This window comes from Lactobacillus nasalidis (genome assembly GCF_016587775.1).
Classification (GTDB): Bacteria; Bacillota; Bacilli; order Lactobacillales; family Lactobacillaceae; genus Lactobacillus; species Lactobacillus nasalidis.
Genome location: NZ_BOCG01000099.1, coordinates 1 through 3,955, shown reverse-complemented (window position 1 = coordinate 3,955; position 3,955 = coordinate 1). Strand labels below are relative to the sequence as shown.

The window sequence follows — 3,955 nt, the reverse complement described above, 5'->3', positions numbered from 1 at the left end:
GGTGGCTTGTCTGGGGCCTTTATCCCTGAATCAGAAGATGCCGGGATGATCGCGGCCGCCGAGAAGGGGATTCTGACGGTCGACAAACTGGAAGCCATGACCGCGGTCTGCTCTGTCGGCCTGGACATGATTGCCGTACCAGGCGACACGCCGGCAGAAACGATCAGCGCTATGATTGCCGATGAAGCGGCGATCGGGATGATCAACAACAAGACCACGGCGGTCCGGGTAATTCCGGTTCCTGGCAAGGACGTTGGCGACTCCATCGAATTCGGCGGCCTGTTCGGCTACGCGCCGATCATGCCCGTGCACAAGGAATCAAGCGCGGCCATGATCAACCGCGGCGGCCGGATTCCGGCGCCAGTGCACAGCTTTAAGAACTAGCCGGCATTTGCTTTTTCAAAAAAATAACCACATCAGCAGTTAACTGATGTGGTTATTTTATTGCCTGTTGGCTCAAGAGCTGGAATTAGTTGACGCGTTTGGCCAGAATCTCGTCAGCTTCCGGAGTGACTTCGATGGACCTCTGGCCGGTGTAGATGACAAAGCCCGGTTTGGCCCCGTTAGGCTTCTTGATCCGCTTGACCTGGATATAGTCGACCGGCACGTGGGCTGAGTTCTTGGCCTTGGAGAAGTAAGCGGCGATTTCGGCGCTTTCCTGGATGTCGCTGTCACTTGGCTGGCTGTCGGTCAAGATGACGTGAGAGCCGGGGATGTTCTTGACGTGGAACCAGTAGTGGTTCTTGTCGGCCTTTTTCAAGGTCAGCCAGTCGTTCTGCAGGTTGTTCTTGCCGACCAGGACGGTTTTGCCGGAGCTGAGCTGGAACTTGTTCAGGCTCTTTTCGGTCAATTTCGGCTTCCGGCGCTTCTTCTGTTCAGCCCGCAGGTAGCCTTGGTTGATCAATTCTTCTTTGATGGCCTCAACGTCTTCTGGATCGGCATTGTCAATTTCTGTTTGGACTGAATCAAGATAACGGAGATTTTCTTCCGTAATCTCAATTTGCTCGCTCACGTGCTTGATCGAATCCCGCATCTTCTTGTAGCGCTTGAAGTACTTTTGAGCATTGCGCTGGGGGGAGAGGGCCGGATCGAGCTTGATGGTCATCGGCTGGTTGCCTTCGTAGTAATTGGGCAGGTCGATCTTTTCCATGCCTGCCTTGACCTGGCTCAAGTAGGCCGTCAGAAGTTCCCCGCTGATGCGGAGGTTTTCGGAATTTTCAGCACTGTCGAGCTGCTTTTGCAGCTTTTTGAGCTTTTTTTGCAGCTTTTTGGTCTCATTGTTGACGACCTTGGTGACTTGCTGGGACCGCTGCTTGACCCAGTCCCGGTTGGCCTGGTAGGCGTAGAACTCGTCCAAGGCTTCGTTCAAATTGCTGGAGGAGCTCTCCTTGGTCATGTCCAGGTGGTAGGGCAGGTAAGGGTAGATCCGCCGCTTGTGCTTGGGCGTCAGCAGGACATAGGCCTTAGGCGAAGAAAACTGGTCGTAAAAGGTCTTCAAAGAAGAGAAGGAATAGTCGTCTTCCAAGTAGCCAGTCAATTCCTGCCGGTCGTCGCCGTCCAAGCCGTCCATCTGCTTGGCCAGGTCGGCTGGGTCCGGGCAGTCCTTTTTCAAAGAAGCAAATTCTTCTTCCGTCAAAGTGAAACCGTTGATTCCGGGCGTCAACGGGGGCAGTTCGTACTTGGCCTTGGGCAAAAGCAGCCGGGCCCGGTTTTCATCGGGGTTGATTCGTTTGAGCAGGTCGATGATCTTGCCGCTTTGCTTGTCATAGAGGATGACATTGCTGTGCCGGCCCATCAGTTCAACTGACAGGACCAGCTCCATCTCGTCGCCAAGTTCATTGCGGTTGCTGAAGGAGAAGTTGACGATCCGGCTGAGGCCGACTTGATTGATCTCCTGCAGGACTGACCCTTCCAGGTACTTGCGCAGCACCATTACAAAGAGCGGGGCCACGTTGGGATTGGAGAAGGACTCCTTGCTCAGGTAAAGGCGCGGGTATTCAGGATTGGCTGAGACCAGCAGCTGCTTGTTCTTGCGTTCTTTTCTGAAGACCAGCACCAGGTCATGATTGAAGGGCTGGTAGATCTTGGAGAGCCGGCCGCCGGTAATCTCGTCTCTTAATTCGTTAAGCAGGCTATGAATGAATAAGCCGTCAAAAGCCATTGCGCACACCTCGTTTGTGATAAAAAATTATTCGACTTAATATTTTAACATAAAAATATTTTTCCGGTCTAGGATCTTGCATTATCTATACGCAAACACAGATGATCAAGTTTCTGCTAGTTTAGCGAGTTCAAATATGCTATAATTTTCTTACTGATATTTTGAGTACGGAAGGATTAACATGAAGATCGCACTAGTTACCGACAGCACGGCCAATTTTTCCGCGGCTGAAATTGAAAAGTATAATATCAACGTGATTCCGATCCCGATTTACATTGATGGTAAGGAATACCTGGAGGGAGTTGACATCACTTCCGAAGAACTTTTTGAAACGCAGCGCAACGGTGCCGGCTTCCCAACCACTTCCCAGCCGAAGATGGGGGACCTGATCACTGCTTTTGACCGGCTGAAAAGCGAAGGGTACGAGGCAATCATCTACCTGTGCCTTTCCAGTGGGATTTCCGGTTCATACAATACTTTGATGGGAATCGCTCAAAGCAATCCAGACTATCACTTGTTCCCATTTGACTCGCAAATCACGATCCGCCTGCAGGGCTACCAGGTCCTGGCAGCGGCCAAGATGATCGAAAAGGGCAGCTACACCCCGGAGGAAATCATCGCCAAGCTGACGGAAATCCGCTCAACGATTGATGAACGCTTCATTGTTGACGACCTGAACAACTTGAGCCGGGGCGGGCGCTTGAGCAATGCCAGTGCCTTCATTGGCTCACTTCTGAACATCAAGCCTTTGCTGACTTTTAACGATGAAGCCAAGATCGTGGCTTATGACAAGGTGCGCTCCATGAAGCGGGCCGTCAAGAAGATCGAACAGGAATCACTGGAGGCGATCAAGGCCCTGGACATTCCTGAAGACAAGCTGCGCATCTTGATCATTCAGTCAAACGATGCCGCTCAAGCCCAAGAGGTCACCGACTTCTTCAAGGCCGAAGTGCCAAAGGCCGTTTTTGAAACTGATGAATTCAGCCCGGTGATCGCGGCTTACCTGGGTGAAAAGTCAATCGGGATCACCTGGATGATCGACGTTGAACAGATGGAATTTTAAGTTTAATAAGCAAAACAGCGCCAGCAGAGTTTACTGCCGGCGCTGTTTTTTATCCAAAATTTGCGATTATTTCTTCCGGGTCAGGATTCTGACGCGGGTGACGGCTGGAATCTTTTCCAGGTTGGCCACCAGCTCCTGCTGCTTGGCCTGGTCGATCTCGTCAATGTCGACCATGGTGTAGGCGTACTTGCCCTTGGCCTTGTTGACCAGGTTTTCGATGTTGATGCCCTGGTTGGCCAGGTAGGTTGAGATTTGCCCGATCATGTTCGGGATGTTTTCGTGGATCAAAGTGATCCGGTGGTCGCTTTCAAACGGGGCTGAAACGTTTGGCAGGTTGACCGAGTTGGTGATGTTCCCCGTTTCCAAAAATTCGATCGTTTCCCGGGCAGCCATCCGGGCGCAGTTGATTTCGGCTTCAATGGTTGACCCGCCGATGTGGGGCATGATGACGATCTTGTCATTGTGCAGGATGGTGGCGTCGCTGAAGTCGGTGTAGTACTTGCCCAGGCGGTTTTCAGCCAGGGCTTCGACGACGGCCTTGTTGTCGACGATCCCCAGACGCGAGTAGTTGAGCAGGATGGTGTTCGGCTTCATCTGCGCGATCTTGGCGTCAGCAATCAAGCCGGTCGTTTCTTCGTTCTTTGGCACGTGCACGGTCACGAAGTCGGCATCCTTGACGGCGTCGGCAATGGTGTCGGCCCGCTTGATCTGCTCTGACAGGCGCCAAGCCG

General features: G+C 52.4%; 4 protein-coding genes. 2 read left to right on the top strand and 2 right to left on the bottom strand.

What is annotated here, in order from left to right; translation table 11 throughout:
* Positions 1 to 384 (top strand): DUF711 family protein (locus lacNas_RS01310; protein ID WP_201346520.1); only part of this gene is annotated, 384 nt, incomplete at its 5' end.
* Between the two features lie 85 nt (positions 385 to 469).
* On the opposite strand, the gene lacNas_RS01305 is transcribed toward lacNas_RS01310, so the two are convergent.
* The gene (locus lacNas_RS01305) at positions 470 to 2,161 is read right to left on the bottom strand and encodes an Rqc2 family fibronectin-binding protein (protein ID WP_201331592.1); all 1,692 of its coding nucleotides are present in this window, start codon (positions 2,159 to 2,161) and stop codon (positions 470 to 472) included.
* A 181-nt stretch (positions 2,162 to 2,342) separates the two neighbouring features.
* Between lacNas_RS01305 and fakB the strand changes: the two genes are divergently transcribed.
* Positions 2,343 to 3,224, top strand: coding sequence for a DegV family protein (fakB, locus tag lacNas_RS01300; protein WP_201331591.1), 882 nt, complete (start codon positions 2,343 to 2,345; stop codon positions 3,222 to 3,224).
* A gap of 66 nt (positions 3,225 to 3,290) precedes the next feature.
* Here fakB and lacNas_RS01295 read toward each other — a convergent pair.
* On the bottom strand, positions 3,291 to 3,955 hold a 665-nt coding region (locus tag lacNas_RS01295; RefSeq protein WP_280515422.1), incomplete at its 5' end, for an NAD(P)-dependent oxidoreductase.